Below are 17,115 nucleotides of genomic sequence, written 5' to 3' on the forward strand. Positions count from 1 at the left end.
ATGAAAACTGGCATACTAATACCAAGAGTTTGGAGATAGGCACTGCTCTATCATCGAGTGATATGATAGTTTGCTTGGTTTACAAGGAGATGTCGCTCGTCCCACTCGATGCACTTCAAGAAAGGAATGAAGAAATGTATGGTATCGCTTATAGCTCGCTTCAATGGATCGTCGCTCCTGTTGTGAGACGACGTTGAATGAAAAGGATTTGAACTCACGGCTATGAATGGTATTTTCTGCTATCGCGCTTTCTCTGCAAGATAGTGTAGATACAACTTCAGCATATGATGTGGCTCACTACGACTCTCTTTTGGGGAAAATAACAGAAAGAGACAGGTGAAAGAAGGCAATGATCTTTCTTGAAAATGATATGTCGCTGGTAGACCTCCCATCTCTGCTCCAGGGGCAGGATGGATCTTCAGATCACGCTCCAATACTCATTCCATTCTTGTCCTATAAGGCGCTGATTTTTCACGAGCGTTTTATCTACATTTTTCAGCGAAAACAGTTGACCGAGGGCTTTCAACTGCATTGTACTCCCACACAATGTCGCCTGCTGGTGGCATTCTTGTCCCATCCTGAGCAGGTGCTTTCCTTTGGCGACCTGGCGGCCTGTGCATTTGGCCTTGATGCCGCTCACTGTGATGTGCAAGAGATTCTCACGCTGCAAAAGCACGTGTCCAAACTCAAGCAGAAACTCCCACCGTTTCTGAAACTGGCCGTGGTCAAAGGGCATGGATATGTGCTGCACCACAGCCCGGAGGGGCACAAGGCGGAAGGCAAGCATGCGCCTGAATGAGCACACGCCCGTTGTTTTTCCTCTCTGCATGGTGCTTCGCCCGGAATTGGGAAGAACTTCGCGCACTATTGGGTGGTTTAGATCTTCCCTTGTCTCCTTGTTCCCAGGTACACTTAGTCAGGTACCTCGCAACATGGACCGAAACATCCCTGGATCTACGCTGGTGACGGTGATAATGACTGTGCGCCAGGAATCTATCCAGGACTGCTTCTCCTGACAAAGGCCGAGCATTTGTAGGTATGTCCACAGTACAACAGTATGTCCAGGTAAATTACAAAATTTTGGTAAAATGGAGGACTTTCACGATGGCAACATCTATTTCCCTTTGCTCTGATCAACATATCTCCCTTCATCCAATTGGACGGAGGTTATGGTGTCGTCTTGCGGGTACCCCGGAAAAACCACCATTGCTCTTGCTTCACGGCGAGTGGCAAAGTAGCGCGGTGTTTACGCCGTACATGGCATCGCTTGCTCGCCACTACTACGTTGTGGCGCCGGATCTCCTTGGACACGGGTTTTCTTCCAAACCAGCGGAACAATCTGCTTACTCTATTCCCGCCTGGGTTGAAGACGTGGCGATCTTATGCGATACCACCCTTCACCTGGATAGCATACATGTGGTCGCACTCGGACGCTTTGGTATGTGCGTGCTCGATGCGCTACAGTGGCATGCGACGCTCGCAGAGCGCCTGCGCGCGTTCACCATCCTTCCCTTCCCACACATGTACCCGTTTGCCCTTCTGACGCGTTTGTCTTCACCTGACGTTGATGTCTCCTACAGTGCCGCTCACGAGCTCGCCTCGCTCCTGCTCCCCCTTTTTCCGCAGGACGGCATCACTCCTGAGCGTGCACACGGAGAACTGGTGTCGCAGATCCGGTTGGTGCACCCTCGGGCCAGCGCAGAGCTCTGCCACCTGGTGGAGTATATGGAAACGGAGTATACCCGCTGGGGAAAGCCGCTCATGATCCTTCAGACGCTCAAGGATCTCTCGGGCCTTGTAACGCAGAGCGACGCATCTCTTGCCGGAGGAACCGGCTCTCAGGAGCACGAATCGAGCGCATGTACGGCGCTTGTCTCCGAGACACCTCTCTAAAGCTGGTGTGCATCCGTACTATGAGCTCTTGTATTGGCCTCATTCACTCTATAATTCGTTCGTTTATGACAATACGTCATCACGTTGTCTATAAAGAGAAAGAACATCGTTATGACTCGTACTACGTTTTCTTCTCCTGTGCACGCGCAAGCATCGTCCTCACCCGTGCATGATGAGCAGCAGGGATTGCCATCCTCCCACATGCTCCTTGAGCAGGTGCTCACAAAAAGCGAGGCCCCGCTCGATGCCGCTGTGCTCACGTGTCTTCCTCCCCTTCAAAAGGAGGAAGCTTTGCTCCTGCAGACCTGGCATCAGGGACGCCCCATACTGACGCAGATCGTCACGACGCAGCTCGGACGGGTGGGAACCTTTCTTTTGCCCGTAGAGGATACCCATGGTGATGAACAGTGGCAGCAAAAGATGATTGAGTTGGCCTGCAAAGCCGTAGCCCTCGCTCAGGCCTGCGGCGCCAGAAGCGTCTCCCTTTCAGTGCCTCTCGCACGACAGACCAGAGGTGGGCAGATGATTCGGGAGCACCAGGTGTCGTGTGCCGGTCGTCGTCCATGCCTTACCACCGCGGACGCCACCACCAGTGCCGCGGTCCTCCTGAATCTCGAATGGATCCTCACACGCGTTGGTCGTGAGCTCTGCCGTGAGCGGCTTGTGGTGGCAGTAGGACCCGACGATTTCGCCAGTACGTTTCTTCGTCTCCTGCTCGCCACGCGACCGCATCCCGCATCTCTGATGCTGTGCACGCTTCCGGGGCAGGGGACGCATGGTGAGCATCTTGAGATGGAACTGTTAGTGTCTGGCTTTCGGGGAAACGTCGTGCGCAACGAGATGCGAGAAGGGGAGATGCTGCCAGATGGCGTGTATGAGGAGGCCACCCTGCTCCTTGGGACAGGCGATTTGCTCAGAGGACTCGATGTGCAACGCCTTCGCGCCGGGACGATTCTCCTTCGGCTTCCGTCGGCTCTCTCCCCAGAGGTGTCAGAGCCCCTCTCGGCTCGGATACGCGCACACCAGGATATCCTTGCTCCTCAGGGAGATGAACTGACCTCTCCAGCACCAATGCGAGAACTGCGAGTGTTTGCAAGTGGGTCACTGCTCGATTTGCTCATACAAACGGGGGAAGGGGGTGGGCTACGTAACCCATACCAGGTCAAGAGTTTCCTGCTTGCCGGGCTGGCGGTCGCGAAACTCGATGTCCTTCCAACCTCCGGATGGGTCGACACAAAAACGGCACAAAGCTACTACTTCGCGCTGAGACGGGCAGGGTTCCGAGGGACGGCACCTGATCTGGGTGTGCATGATTCCCCATCGCTCTACCTCACGCAGTTTCGCGCCCGTTTCCGTCACTGCCTTTGACCAGGGGATCTCTCCACCGAGAGCTGTGTTCATGATACAGGCGGCGCGGATACTCCTGCGTTTCAACCAGGGGAGGAAGCGCCGCCATCTCAGGGGCTTCACAAGGAGTAGAACATTTGTTATACTGATGGGTATGGATGTACAGCACATCACACATGTCACCTACAAGCTGGCTTCCCACTTTATCACGAGAAAGCGAACGACATCAAGCAGATCATCACCGCTAAACTGAAACTTCTGCCCACGCCAGAGCAGCAGCAACGCTTACGCCAGACGCAACTGGCGTACCGCGACGCGCTCAATGCGGTGAGTCACTATGCCTTCGCGCACGGCAAAACCAGTAGTGTGACCAAACTGCACAAAGGCATGTATGCCGAGCTACGCGCGCGCTTCGGTCTTCCCTCGCAACTGGCCTGTAGCGTGGAACGGCAGGTCTCGGCAACGTACAAAGGGCTGTGGACGAAACTGGTGAAGAATATCGAGCATCGCCGAGCTAAGATCACAAAAAAGCGCTTCAAGGGATTGGACCAGCCGCCACAGTATAGCTCCCCAACCGTGCAGTACACCTACGCGCGGGACTACACCTTTCAGTGCGAGAGCCGGGTAAGCATCGGCACCCTCACCGGACGCATCAGCATCCCCTATCAGGGCTACGACAAGCAGACGGCCCTCATCCAACACGGGGCGCGCATCGGAGATGCGAAACTCTGGTACGATCAGCCAAAGAAGCAATTCTATCTGCTGGTGTCCTTAGAGATTGAGATTTCTGATCCCACTCCTGCACAACTCACCGAAGTCGTTGGGGTGGATGTGGGTATCCGCTACCTGGCGGTCACTTCCATCTCGACCGGCAAAGCGAGCTTTCACTCAGGAAAGCGAGTGAGGCACCGAGCGAACCATTACGCACGATTACGCAAACGCTTGCAGCAGAAAGGCACTCGTAGCGCGAAACGTCGTCTTAGACGCATTGAGCAACGAGAGAGACGGTTGAAACTGCACGCCAACCACATAGTCGCCAAACAGATCATCGAGCAGCACCCACACGCCCTGATTGGGCTGGAACAACTCACCGATATCCGGGAGCGGACCAGACGCAGAAAGCGCAAGCGCACGACAAAGGGGAAGGGCATCGAGGCGGTGTCTGCGAAGGCTCGCAAAGCCAATCGCGTGCACTCGCAGTGGTCCTTTGCCGAACTTCAGGCGCTTGTGAGCTACAAGGCCACGCTTGCCGGGTCGCTCGCCGTCAAGGTGGATGCGAACTACACCTCGAAGGCGTGCCCGATGTGTGGGCACACGGCTGATCAGAATCGCCCGAACAAGGGGTTGCGCTTTGGGTGTCAGCAGTGTAGGTACACGCTCCACGCTGATCTGATTGGCGCGAGGAATGTGACCTTGAGGACGCTCTTGATCCGGCAAGACTGGATCAGGACGGGGTTTGTGTCAATGGCCCCTGATGCATCGGACGGTGAAGCCAAAGCGGCGCGCCTGCGAAGGTACGCCGAGGTGCGGTGGAGTCCAGGTGTAACGAACAAGCCTCCGGTCTCTGACCGGAGGTGATTGACATGCCTCACGAGCAAGAGGTGCTGGGAACGTGCTTTCTCAGACGAGGAAGACGAAAGATGACGCAATTGTACCCTCTCGTCGCACTTGTGACCTGTGCGGACGATTTTTATCGCGATCCCGATGATCTGGTCGTGCAGCAAGCGCTGAGCCGCCTGGGTGTCCATGTCGACCTGGTCTGCTGGAATGACCCCACCTATCAGTGGGAGCGCCCATCCCTGGTGGTCGTGCGCTCCGTTCGGGACTATAACCGGCAGCGTGGTGCATTTTTGCACTGGGCGCGTCGTGTCGCCCGGCAGGCGTTGTTGCTCAACCCGCTTCCACTCCTGGAGTGGAACACCCAGCGGTGGTATCTCCGTGATCTCGCGGCCCAGGGGATCCCGGTTGTCCCGACCCATTGGGTGAAGCCAACCACTGCCGCGCCTCCGTCACTGGCACACCTCCTCGCAGAGCGCGGCTGGCAAGAGGCGATAATCAAACCGGTTATTGCCACTGGTCCCACCGGTCTTCGCCTGGTGACACGTGCACAGGAAAGCCTGAACCAGGGACAGGCACATCTCGATGCTTCCCTGGCTCACGGCGCTGCCATGATGGTCCAGCCCTTCCTTCCCGAGGGGGAGCAGAGCGTGATGGCGATTTGTGGACAGATCACGCATGCCGTCCACGCGCCTTGCCAGCTCACAGAGGAGGAAGATGAAGTGAGGAACACTGTTGCGGTCCCGCTGCAGAGGGACTACGTGGCCTTTGCTCGTGACATCCTTTCCCGCCTTCCCCCGACCCTGTTCGCGCGTGTGGATCTCCTTCGCGATACAACCGGGCGCTTGCGGCTGAGTGAACTCCATCTAGTTGCGCCACGTCTCTGCTTTCAGTGCTCTTCTGCGGCCTGTGAACGCCTGGCGAGAGCCCTCTCTCGGCTCGCTCGCCAGCCATCTCTATGGCGCCAGGGATCTGGCCTCTCGGGGGTAGAAGGTGAATTGTTGGAGAGGCATTCATCTGTCGTGTCGCATGTCGTCGTTGGCTAAGGTGTGACAACGGTGACGGACGTGCTTTCCGAGGAGCTTTGCTTGCGTATGAAACAGGTTTTCGTTGTGGCAGCATGGTTTGGGTGCGCAAAGCAAGAGAGCAACCAGATATGGGTGTCATGTGCTCATAGTATCGTTTCCAGAAATTACTCTTATATTGAACGTGATAGCTCTGAAAGACCGGTGAAAATAGTATGTTGAACGCTACTCTCTTTTTAAGGATATTCTTTTCTGTCCTGGCAGGCATGGCGCTCGTACTGTATGGGGTCCGATCGATGACAGAGATCATTGGGCAATCGGACAATCGCTATCTGCGCCACTGTTTCTTGCACGTAGTGCGTTTCCCCGCCGTAGCCTATCTTATCAGTCTCGTTATGACAGCATGCATGCAAAGCTCGAGCGCGATGTCTTCGTTGTTGATTGATCTGGTGAGTACAGATCTTTTGCCCTTTTCAACTGCTATTGTGATGATGCTCGGAGCAAATGTTGGCTCGACGCTTGCGGTGCAGCTGATTTCCTTTCATATCACCGATTATGCGCTCACTATCGTCGGTCTCTTTGCCTTGCTTGCGCTCATGACAGCACGTACTCAATGGCGACGTGTTGGGTAAATCGTGTTTCCCTGTGGCCTTATGCTCCTGGGGCTCTCTACTCTCTCTCAGGCAAGTGAGCTTCTGGCAAATAGTGCGTGGGCGGAAGCGGCACTCCAGACAGTTGCAACGACCCCGCTCTTGCTCCTTCTTCTGGGAGCAGCGCTGGCTATGCTCCTCAATTCGAGTACTGCAACTATCGGGTTGGTGCTCGCTCTGGTATCACGTCACACGTTGTCCCTGGTACCAGCACTGGCAGCCATGCTGGGAGCAAATATTGGGACGACGCTCCCAGCACTGCTCGCGGCGGTGTCACACAATGCTGCTTTGGGGCAGCGCCTGGCACTCGTCCACACAGGGACGAAGTGTTTGGGCGCATGTCTTCTCTTCTTGTTGTTGCATCCTCTTGCCGCCTTGCTTGCTGTATGCTGGCCTAACCCTACCATGCAAGTTGGCATGGCGCACCTCGGATTTAATGTCCTGTTGACCTGTTGTTGTGTGCCTCTGGCGGGTCCACTTACCTGGTTGCTCACCGCTCCGGTACCCTCAGGAGAAAAAGTGTCAGTACTCCAGATCACAGAGCCTGCTAGCTATCCCTGGTCCTCACCAGTATCAGATGTATGAGCGGTAAAAAGCGTTTGTTCGTCTATTCCGTTCAGGTTTTCCACATTGTTCTCTTTTGATGTGGAGAATGTGTGGAAAACCTGAACAGAAAAAGAAATCCATGGAGATGTGAGTAAGAATCAGGTTTTCCCAACCGGGGTTCATGACTTTACCTCCCAGATCTGCACGGTCTTATCAGCACTGCCAGAAGCAATGCGCTTGCCATCTGGAGACCATGCGACTACATTGACACTGTCAGTATGCCCACGATAGGTAACGATCATGTTCCCATTGGCAGCATCCCAGACCTGCACGGTCTTATCAGCACTACCAGAAGCGATGTGCTTGCCATCCGGTGACCATGCGACTGCGTTGATACTTCCATTATGCCCACGATATGTAAAGACAGTGCCCCCAGTAACAGTATCCCAAACTTTTACCGTGCTGTCAGAGGAGCCCGAAGCGATGTACTTGCCATCTCGGGACCATGCGACTGCATTGACCTCGCCAGCATGCCCGCTATAGGTAAAGAGAATATTCCCATTCGTAGCATTCCAAACTTGTACCATGCTGTCAGAGGAGCCCGAAGCGATGTACTTGCCATCTTGGGACCATGCCAGCGCATTGAAACTCACAGCGCGTTCACTATTGGCATACGTATAGGTATTAGCACCATTGGCAGCATTCCAGACATGCACTGTGTTATCTTCATTACCAGAAGCGAAATACTTGCTGTCTGGAGACCATGCCACTGCCTTGACCCCCAAAGAATGCCCATCACAGGTAGCTATGATGTTCCCATTTGCAGCATTCCAGACATACACTTTCCCAAACACCCCACCACTCGAAGCGATGTGCTTGCCATCTGGAGACCACGCCACCGCGCTGACCTCGTCGTGTTCATTATAGATCAAGCCATGGCTCCCATTGGCGGCATCCCACACCTGCACTGTCCAATCTGCACTACCAGAAGCGATGCGTTTGCCATCTGGAGACCATACCACTGCCCTGACATTGTCAGTATGCCCACTATATATATAAAGGAGATTGCGAGGAAGGTCAGGGTGGGTAGCTGCACTTAGCCACCAGATCCCTCCCCCCACAGTTGCAACTCCTGCCGTGGCTAACCCGATGATTACTGCTCGCCGCGAAAGTGAACGCGCAGGCGTCGAGGTCTCCGTTGGGGTGTCTACGAGTGGAGATGCGGGAACAGCCTGGGACTGGGGAGTTGGGGAGACAAGCATGGCAACTGTTGGCGGCAAGGAGGGCTCTAACGTTGAATTTGTGTCTATCACTGTTTTGACAGCAGGAACTGTCAGACCTCCTGCTGCCAAAGGCGATGAGGAGTGAGGGGAGATCGTCTCTGCAACAGGGATAGGTGTTGCTTTTTGTGCCGTCCGACTGGCTTCTTCTAGCGCCTTCGCAAAGGCTTGCACGCGATGAAAACGCTGTTTCGGGTCTTTCTCCAGAGCTGTCAAGATTACCTGCTCCACCTCAACTGGGAGTGCTGGCACCTTCTGGTGTAAGGGGGGCGGTGGCGTCATCAGATGCTTGGCAAAGATCTCGGTGTAGGTGCCCTCAAAGGGACGCTCTCCGCAGAGCCATTCATAGGCCACGATAGCAAGGGCATACTGATCGCTGGCTGCACGTGCCTGAGCCTGGATCTGCTCTGGGGCCATGTAAGGGATGGTTCCGGCTGAGGCCTGGCTGGTCATTGAGGAGGTGCTATGGGCAATGGCTGCGATGCCAAAGTCGCTAAGGACAATCTCGTTGTGTCGCCCCACCAACATGTTTTCTGGTTTGATATCTCGGTGAATGAGCCTCTGGTCATGGGCATATTGCAGGGCATCGGCCACCTGCTTGATGTAGGAAACAACTGTAGGCAGCGGCACACATTCGCCTTTGTGATGGCGCTGACGCAATGTGCCATTGGGCAGATAGTCCATGACGAGAAAAGGAACGCCGTTGTGCACATCAAAGTCAAGGATACGTACAATGTGAGGATGATCGAGCGCTGCGATAATCTGAGCCTCCCGCTGGAAGTCTTCTCTCTCTCTTTGGGAAAGGGAGGCATGGAGCACTTTAATCGCCGCAGCCCTCTGAAGTCGAATGTGCTGTCCAAGGTAGACCTCCGCAAAGCCTCCACGTCCCAACAAGCGCTCTAGCCGATAATTGCCTAACTGCTGTCCTTCTCGGCTGTCTCGTTCGGTCATTTGACTTGCTCTCCTAAATATCTATTTCATGCGTAATGTACATACAAGGTTAAGGTAAGTCAAGGGCATCTGGGGCGTAGCACAGTGTCTAGTACTTCAAGGCACTTTAAGCGAAAACATTGGCTCGTAGGGGCAAAAATGGGAGGATGAGCCTGGCAGGTTGATCTATTTGGCCATAAGAAGCGCTCTGTCAAGCTCAGCTTACAGAAAACGGCCCCGAAAGCTCCGCTCTTTTAAGTGGGGGAGTGTCAATCTCACTGAGCAGGACGTCCAGAACTGGTTTTGCCACTGTGGCTATCTTCCCCTTGAAGGAGAAGTGTCGGGGCTCAATCCTTGGGTATATCGCTGTAAGCGCTGAAACACGGCGTGTTCCTCTTGAAAGCAAGCAGAGCACTGATCTGCGTAATCCCTGCTGGTCCTGCGAGCACGATTCCCCCATTCCGGAGAACCTGATCTCAGACTTGCGGTTTGCTTAGATGACCAAAAGCCGTTGGCTCAGAGTGTTTTCTTCTCCGATCGTTTTCTTTCATCGTCCGAATCAAAGTGATGGTGGCCCTTGCCATTCTTTCACCATTTGTTCAAGTTGGTTGCGTACCCCTTCTGGGCGAAGCCAGCCGTAACCGACGTGTTGCAGGTGGGCAAGAAGTTTCTGAAAGTCTTGCTCAGTCCAGGATGGCGTTCCCTGGCGTGTAAGTGCCAGTCGAAATTCATGTTCTTTGGGAGTGCGATCCTGTGGGAGTTCGCTCACGTAGGGAGCATGTAGCGAGAGGAATGTTTGCAAGAAAGGTAGAGCTCCATCATTCCAATCCTCTGGTTCACAAGACTCTAATTCCCAGTCAAAATGCCAGACGGCTACGCTCGTCTCCCCCTCAGTGAGAGCGAACTGGCCATCAGGACTCAAGCAAATATGGTGAAGAGGATATCGCGTCGGTGATTGGAATACATGTAAGCATCGACCAGTTATGGCATCCCATAGGCGGAGCGTCTTATCACGTCCAGACGAAAGGGCGACTCGCCCATCCGCGCTCAGTCCTGCGGCGAGCACATTGGTCGTCTGACCTCTATAGGTCACGGAGTTGGTATGTCCCTCGAAGAGTTGCAACTGCTGTCCTGTCACCGTATCTCGCAAGCGCAGATGGCCGTCGATCTCTATCGAGAGGGCGACCCGGCCATCTGCACTCAGACTTGCTGAAACCACCTGACTCCACTCCGGAAACGAACGAAGCGGCTCCCACGTTGCTATTTCGCAGCACGATACCTGGTAATAACCAGCGAGCATGAAGCGCCAATCGGGACTCAGAGAAAACGGTGTCTGTATATTTTCGCTTTTTATGTACAGGCTTCTCCCCGTTCTTGTCTCCCATAAGCGTGTGTCAGAAGCAACAGAGAGCGCAAATTTCCCATCGGGACTGAGACTTAACGCCGATAGAGGGTGATAACCATGGGATGGAATGGGGTGTCCTTGCAATATACCATGGCATTGTCCGGTTGGGATTTCCCAGACCTGAATATTGCGTTCTAGCCCTCCTGAAAGGAGGAAGCGTCCATCCATGCTTACACTGAGTAAAGGATTACCCAGTAACTTTTCTGTTGCCATCTGGAATGTTTGTACACGGTGTCCAGTGGCAATATCCCAGACGTGAATATGTTGGTTGTTGTCTATTGCAATGGCAAGGCGACCATCAGGACTCATGATAAGTGCCTCGATCCCCTGTATCTCTCCTTCCAATTGCCTACTGAGCCAGGCACCTTGGAAATGGGCTCGCCTTGTCCGTGACGCAAGTCTATTCCACAGCGAGAGGCTTCGGGGTGCGTATTTCCATCCCGGTAAGGCTCGTGTGTGTCGCGTGTGTACTAGCGCTTCCGCTATGCGTTCCTCCGTGAAAGCCAGCGCGGCTCTGTCGAGAAGCGCTGTCGCTCGTGTTTCTATCGCGGTGATCTCATCGAGTGACTGCTGCTGAGAGAGACGCAAGTGATAGAAGGTTTGCGCCTCGGGAAGTTCCCACCAGCGTATTGATCCGTCAGCACTGCTTGAAATGGCTGTCGTTTCATCAAAGCTCCATAGCACCGACGTGATGCCTCCCGTATGACCCTGAAACGTCCTCCGGCAGCATCCAGTCGTTGTGTCCCAGAGACAGACTGTTCCATCAGCGCTTCCCGATAGTGCAAATCGTCCATCAGCGCTAAAGTTTGCTGTATTGACACGGAAAGTATGTCCTCGCAAGGTCCTCAGGCAGCGCATACTGGGAATCTCCCAGAGATGCAGTGTACCGTTATTCGTTCCTGTAAGGGCAAGACGCCCATCTTGACTGAAGCACAATGCCTTCTCGGCGACCTCCGGGAGGCTAGCGAGACAACGCCCTGTCCTTATTTCCCAGAGTTGTAGAGCGCATTTACTAAGATCTTCCCCATCAAAAATCGCGAAACTGCCGGATAAGGCCAGATATCCATCGGGACTTACACAGATGGAGTTTTTCCTGATGGTCTGATCGTGAAATGAGCACAAGCAGGTTCCTGTGTCTATTTCCCAGAGTTGGATAGCTCCTGCTATACTCAAGGAAACAGCCAGGTTCCCGTCTCTACTGTAAACAACATCGTTCACCTGTCCTGGCAAGCTCATCTTTATGGTACGCAGGCATCGCCCAGTATCCACATCCCATAAGCATAGAGTCCCGTGAGGGCCATGTGAAATGGCCCTATTCCCTCGGAGATGCACTTCCTCAGTGATGGTGTTCACTGCATCACGAGATTTCAAGTCATATTGCGCCTTCTCTCCCTCTTTCGGCTCATTAAGGTCTAGGCTCATCAGGTAAACATTCTTCCCAGTGGTCATATCCCATAAGAATAGCTGCCCATAGCGATTGGCGGAGAGCATGTGTTTCCCATCTGGATACATATAGCCCGCGACTATCGCCTGCCGGGCGTGGTCTTCAAAGGTTCTGATGCAGCGCCCCCATCGATGCGTTCCTGCTTGCGCCTGTGCGAGTAGCGCCTGAATCGTTTTTTTCTGCGGTGTCGATCGGGCTGCTTCTTCAAGTAGTGAAAGAGCCACCTCCACATCTCCACGCTCTAAGTGGGCTTGTGCCAGGTACTCAGTTGTGCGCTCTTTCCCCAGCGTCGATTGTACCGCATCTAATCTCTGTATCAGCTCGCTATCGTTCCATCTCCCCTCTCGCCACTGGATCATTCCATAGTTGAAGGAGGCTTCGAGATGGTACGGATCAATCTGGTGAGCTTGCTCCCATGCCTGCCGAGCCTCCTCGAATTTGCTCAGATCATACAACGAGAGCGCTCGGTTATTGAGGCTATCTGCCAGCACTTCTATGGGCCGTGGTACATGGCGCGGATAGGATTCCCCGATCTCAGATGTGTAAATCTCCTGGAGCAGTGTCGCGACCTCGAGCATGGATGTGGGACGCTGCTCTGGCTGTTGCTCAAAGCAGCGTGCAAGTAGCTTCACCAGCGCGGCAGGCATCGGAGGTATAGCCGGGTCCTGGGCCTCATGACTTGCCAGCACGGCACGTGCCGCACTTCCGCTCCTCCATGTGATTTCTCCTACAAACATCTCCAAAATCGAGACGCCCCAACTCCACATATCCGTCTTGCGATTGAGCGCCTGTCCCGCGGCCTGCTCTGGGGAGCAGTAGGCAGGTGTCATGCCTCCCCAACTGACAAGCAAACTCTGCTGTCCACTTCCCGCTGCACTGCCTTGTTCACCAGCCATCGTACGTGCTTTGGCAAGGCCAAAGTCACCGACTTTTGCTATCCCATCTGGAGTCATCATCACGTTGGCGGGTTTTACATCCTGGTGAATGACCCCTTGCTCGTGGGCATATGCCAACCCCCAGGCAAACTGGATAGCCACATCGAGCATGCGTTTGAGTGCTTGTTTGTGCCCGCCCATGTAGAGCCTGCGTGTGTGTATCCATTCAGCAAGGCTCCCACCAGCTACGTATTCGGCGAAAATACGAGGAATATCCCCCATGGTGCGCACGTAGTAACAACTGACAATATGGGGATGTAATCCCAGATTGATCCAGGTTTCTGCCTCACGAATAAAGCTCGCTTTCCCATCTTCTTTTGCAAAGATGGCTATCCTTGGACTTTTCACAGCCAGATCCATCAACCATTCGCGGTGGTGAACTTTGTAGACTTTGCCCATACCTCCTTCGCCTAGTATGGCAGTCACATCGTAGAGGTTGAGGATACAATTCCCAACGCGCCATTCCTGCAGCCCGTCGACGAAGCTTCCTGTCCCTCCTGGTCGCTGCTGTGAGGCGCGGGGCAACGGAAACGCGCTGGGACCAGATTCTGCGCTATAGGTAGGCTGGTTGTCTTGTTCTTGCATCTTTCTTCTCTCTTCCTATTGTCTTGCTGCGCGCGCGAGTGCGTAACGCCTTCGTGTCTCCACCGTTATTGGGTGATCTGGTCCGAGCGCCTCTTCCTGAAGAGACAGAATGTCTTGATAGAGGGAGGCTGCCTCATAAAGCTTGTTTTGCGCTTCCTGACAGTCGGCTACATTGCAGAGGATAGTAAGTGTAACAGGGTCTTCCTTTCCCTTTACCTTCTCCATAATACGCGCAGCACGCAGGAAAATGGGCTCAGCTCTGGCATAGTCCCCCTGCTGAGCATAAAGATCGGCCAGGTTATTGAGCGCCCAGGCGAAAGAATTATGCTCAGGCCCCATTGTCCGCTCCGCTATATGTGCGAGACGCAGATATAGCGCTTCCGCCTTCGCATATTTCCATTGGTCAGTGTAGATCATAGCCAGAGCGGCGAGTGTAGAAATAAGATGAGAACTTTCTGGACCATATATCTGCTCAAGCAGCGGGATAGCGCGTTGTAAGAGGGGCCCGGCTTTTTCGTCTTGTTCCTGCTTGTGATACAGCATCGCGAGTTCGTAGAGCGGATAGGCGACATCTGGATGTTCTGGGCCTAGAGCTTTCTCTCGAATATGCAAAGCACGTAGGAGAAGTGGTACAGCAGCTTCAGAGTGATTCTGGTCTTTGTAGAGCAGCGCTAGTCCATAAAGAGGATCGCTCACGTCGAGATGGTCCCGCCCCTCAAGCCGTTCTCGCATCTGTATAGCCTCTTGGTAGTATTGCTCAGCCTCTTCATATTTTCTCTGCTCGTGGTAGAGCCTGGCCAATCCATAGAGAGGATAAACCACCGAAGTTTCTTTTTTTGAATCCATTGCTTGCTCTTTCTTGCAAAAGTGGCTAAGGAGGGTGCCACTTCCAGGGGAACAAATCCTCATAGGCCCTTTTTAAGAAAAAATGTTTTGCCCTGATCAATAAGTTGGCAATATTCACGAGTCTATCTGACGCCTTGAAAGGCGGTCCAAAGAAGTTGTGAGTGCGGTAGAGCAGCGAAAAGGCCTGTACTACTACCCGAAATACCATCTATATACTACTCAAACCTGCTACTTTGCACTTCATAGCAGCTTATGTAGCACTGGGCCTACTTCTGGTAAGCGGGCTCTTGCACTGGCTAACTCTATCAGTTTGCGCTGCACGCCTTCTGGCCGGAGCCAGCCGTAGTCGGCATATTGTAACTGGAGAAGAAGCTCCTGGAACGCTTCATCACTCCACATCGGGACGCTGTGGTGCTCTGATTGAGGAAGTGCGTACTCCTGAGCGGTTGTCTCTCTAGAGAGGGCTCGCAGGGAGAGAAATGTCTCCAGGTGGCTTGTTGCGCCCTCATCCCAGTCCATTGCATCATGGGCTTCCAGATCCCAGTCCAACTCCCAAATGTGAGTGTGGCCGATGCTCAGTGCATTCCTTTCACTCGTATTCACACTGTAAGCAACCACCCAGCGTTTATCAATACTCAGAGATACTGAAGGTACTTCAGCGCTTTCAGGTATCCGCAATGTATGCAGACAGCGACCAGTTGTTGCCTCCCAGAGTCGTATTGTTTTGTCATAACTTCCCGAAAGTGCCCAGCGTCCATCGGCGCTGAGATGTACCGACTGCACGTAATCCGTGTGCCCTTGAAATTGACGGAGGCATAGACCTGTTGCTGTTTCCATGAGCCATACCGTATAGTCTTTGCGCTTATCTCTATATTTTCGACGGTTGCCCGCAAAGAGGAGCTTGCTACCATCAGCACTCAAGTTCACTTGTTGAATCACCCCGGTTCCCTGTATCGTACGGCTATGACCAGTTGTCGTCTCGGAAAGATAGATCATACCCCCTGGTTTGGAACTCGCATAAGCGAGCAAGCGCCCATCGGCACTGAGACTTGCAGCCTCCACAGATTCGCATTGACTGCATTTGGGGAATGTGCGCACGCAACGCCCTGTTGCCGTCTCCCAAAGATTCAACGTGTCTTGTACTTTTGTCAGTACCCTACGGCTAAAGCCGAGGGCTTGGAGTTGTGTCTGAACTCCACCGCAATTCAGCATACCTTTTCAGGCGTGCTGCTTTGGCTTCATCGTCCGACACATCAGGGCGTACTGACAAGAGGCCCGTTCCTATCCAGTCTTGCCGGATAAGAAGCGTTCGCATCGCAATGTTTCTTGCACCAACCAGATCGGCATGGAGCGTGTACTGACAATTCTGACAGACAAAGAGCAAGCCCTTGTGAGGACGATTCTCTTTGCAGGTATGCCCACATTTGGGGCAGGCCTGCGAGGTGTAGTTGGCATCCACCTTGATCGCCATACTTCCATGCAAGAGCGCTTTATAAGCGATCATACTGTGCAACTCTGCAAAGGACCATTTGGAAAAGGCACGATTGGCTTTGCGCTGTTTTGCACTGGCTCGCTTGCCTTTCCGTCGTGTGGTCTGCTCGCGAATATCTGTCAGATGCTCCAGTCCAATCAAGCTTTGAGAATAGTGGGTAACAATCCGTTTACTCACGACATGATTGGCGTTTGCTTTCAACCGTCTCTCTCGTCCACTGATGGCAACGAGCCTTCTCGTTGCAGAACGAGTGCCTTTCTTTTGCAGACGCTTTCTCAGTCGTGCAGAGTGGTGTGATTTGGCAACCGTAGAGATGTCAGCATGGAAGGTGCAATCGCCTTGCATTGTCGCCGTGACGGCAAGGTATCGCATCCCCACATCCACGCCAACGACCTGCTTGTGTGTTTCTGGGGTAGGATCAGCCATCTCCACTTCCAGGGAGACAAGGAGGTAAAATTGCTTCTTGGCTTTGTCATACCAGAGTTTCGATGCACCAATCTCCGTACCACGCTGGATCAATGCCACATGCTTATTGTAGCCAGTATAGGGCACAACGATACGTCCATCGAGCGTGAGAAGACTCACGTGCTGCTCTTTCTTGAACGTGTAGTCTTTCTTATACTGGTAGGTCAACGTGGGAGAGATAAACGTAGGAGCCTGATCAAGCCCTTTATACCGTTTCTTGGTGCTACCTGCCTTACGATGAGCAGCATTGTTCTTCACCTTTGTCCAGAGGGCTTTATACGAGGCTCCAACCTGGCGAGGAACAGAACAGGCCATTTGCGAAGGCAGATGAAAACGGAGACGGATCTCTTCGTAAGTGGCATCTTGCAAACGAATAGCATTACTCAATTTGCCATTCGCAAAGGCGTACTGGCTCACATAGTTGAGAGCATCACGATATGCCAGTTGTGTAGAGCGTAAAGCCTTGAATTGCTCGGGCGTTGTATTCAATTTGAGTTTCGCTGTTAATACCGTTTTCATAGTCTGAATTATATCATAGTTTTCATCTGCCTGTCAATACTACATGAGCAGATGAAAGCATGTCTACGGCGTATTCCGCCCAAGCCACCTCCAAAGGAACGCCGCATTCCTCCCCATGCCTGAAAGGGCAGGGGCATCCTGCGGCGTTTTCACCGAAAACGCTATGGAAAAGCCTCAGAATGCTATGCGCAGCGGA

10 protein-coding genes and 1 pseudogene are annotated in these 17,115 nt (G+C 53.4%); 6 read left to right on the top strand and 5 right to left on the bottom strand.

The annotated features are described in order from the left end of the window. The first annotated feature begins 349 nt into the window (after window positions 1-349). From KTE_RS35390 to KTE_RS35415, 6 genes and pseudogenes are all read left to right on the top strand, one after another. Window positions 350-799: a helix-turn-helix domain-containing protein gene (locus tag KTE_RS35390; RefSeq protein ID WP_201390116.1), complete on the top strand. Its 450-nt coding sequence runs from the start codon at window positions 350-352 to the stop codon at window positions 797-799. Window positions 800-1,104: 305 nt separating this feature from the next. Beyond that, window positions 1,105-1,893 (top strand): alpha/beta fold hydrolase, encoded by a 789-nt coding sequence (locus KTE_RS35395; protein ID WP_201390117.1) that lies wholly within the window; start codon window positions 1,105-1,107, stop codon window positions 1,891-1,893. Between the two features lie 111 nt (window positions 1,894-2,004). Next, window positions 2,005-3,261: a thioester reductase gene (locus tag KTE_RS35400; RefSeq protein WP_201390118.1), complete on the top strand. Its 1,257-nt coding sequence runs from the start codon at window positions 2,005-2,007 to the stop codon at window positions 3,259-3,261. 204 nt (window positions 3,262-3,465) lie between these two features. After that, window positions 3,466-4,818, top strand: coding sequence for an RNA-guided endonuclease TnpB family protein (locus KTE_RS35405; RefSeq protein WP_201391087.1), 1,353 nt, complete (start codon window positions 3,466-3,468; stop codon window positions 4,816-4,818). Between the two features lie 62 nt (window positions 4,819-4,880). Next, window positions 4,881-5,843 carry a hypothetical protein gene (locus KTE_RS35410; RefSeq protein ID WP_201390119.1) on the top strand — a complete coding sequence of 321 codons (963 nt, stop codon included), beginning with the start codon at window positions 4,881-4,883 and terminating at the stop codon, window positions 5,841-5,843. 245 nt (window positions 5,844-6,088) lie between these two features. Beyond that, window positions 6,089-7,057 (top strand): annotated as a pseudogene (locus tag KTE_RS35415) (Na/Pi cotransporter family protein). 140 nt (window positions 7,058-7,197) lie between these two features. Here the strand turns inward: KTE_RS35415 and KTE_RS35420 are convergent. From KTE_RS35420 to KTE_RS35440, 5 genes are all read right to left on the bottom strand, one after another. Further along, window positions 7,198-9,249: a serine/threonine-protein kinase gene (locus tag KTE_RS35420; protein ID WP_201390120.1), complete on the bottom strand. Its 2,052-nt coding sequence runs from the start codon at window positions 9,247-9,249 to the stop codon at window positions 7,198-7,200. 538 nt (window positions 9,250-9,787) lie between these two features. Then, on the bottom strand, window positions 9,788-13,597 hold the full coding sequence (locus tag KTE_RS35425) for a protein kinase (protein ID WP_201390121.1): 3,810 nt from the start codon (window positions 13,595-13,597) through the stop codon (window positions 9,788-9,790). A 15-nt stretch (window positions 13,598-13,612) separates the two neighbouring features. After that, a complete protein-coding gene (locus KTE_RS35430) occupies window positions 13,613-14,443 on the bottom strand; it encodes a tetratricopeptide repeat protein (RefSeq protein ID WP_201390122.1) in 831 nt (276 codons plus the stop codon). A gap of 240 nt (window positions 14,444-14,683) precedes the next feature. Then, entirely contained in the window at window positions 14,684-15,439 is a 756-nt protein-coding gene (locus KTE_RS35435) for a WD40 repeat domain-containing protein (RefSeq protein ID WP_201390123.1), read from the bottom strand. A 166-nt stretch (window positions 15,440-15,605) separates the two neighbouring features. Then, a complete protein-coding gene (locus tag KTE_RS35440; RefSeq protein ID WP_201390124.1) occupies window positions 15,606-16,919 on the bottom strand; it encodes an RNA-guided endonuclease TnpB family protein in 1,314 nt (437 codons plus the stop codon). Window positions 16,920-17,115: the final 196 nt, after the last annotated feature.

This window comes from Ktedonobacter sp. SOSP1-85 (genome assembly GCF_016587415.1).
Lineage (GTDB): Bacteria > Chloroflexota > Ktedonobacteria > Ktedonobacterales > Ktedonobacteraceae > Ktedonobacter.